At 48.0% G+C, this 473-nt stretch carries 1 protein-coding gene; it reads right to left on the reverse strand.

Features of this window, described 5'->3' with window-relative positions; genetic code table 11:
• The coding region (locus tag WFH18_RS17760) for an IS66 family transposase (RefSeq protein WP_336755404.1) at positions 1–473 on the reverse strand (473 nt) is incomplete at both ends.

The raw sequence follows: 473 nt of genomic DNA on the forward strand, positions 1-473 counted from the left end.
ACTTTATGTGTTGGCAACCTTTTCAGCACATCACTTAAATAGGCATACGGATCCAAGCCATTCAGCTTTGCTGACTGGATTAAAGTCATGATATTGGCAGCTCGTTGACCACTGCGCAGCGAACCTGCAAATAGCCAGTTCTTACGCCCCAAGGCCCAGGGACGCATTTGGTTCTCTATCCAATTATTGTCAATGGGTAGATTGCCATCATCCAGATAGCGGCTTAAAGCAGTCCAACGTTTTAGGCTGTAATTGATCGCCCGGGCGGTTGGAGAACTCGATGGCACCGTCAGCTGATGTTGGTTGAGCCATTCATATAGTTGTTGCATGACCGGTTGACTATGCTGTTGTCGGTATTCGCAGCGGTCTTCCGCTGTACTATCGGTCTTTTTCCTGAGTTCTGCTTCTATCCCATACAGTTTCTGAATCAGCACTAATGCCTGTTCAGCGACCTGACTTTTCCCGGTCACATG

The organism is Acinetobacter sp. USHLN143 (assembly GCF_037145695.1).
GTDB lineage: Bacteria > Pseudomonadota > Gammaproteobacteria > Pseudomonadales > Moraxellaceae > Acinetobacter > Acinetobacter fasciculus.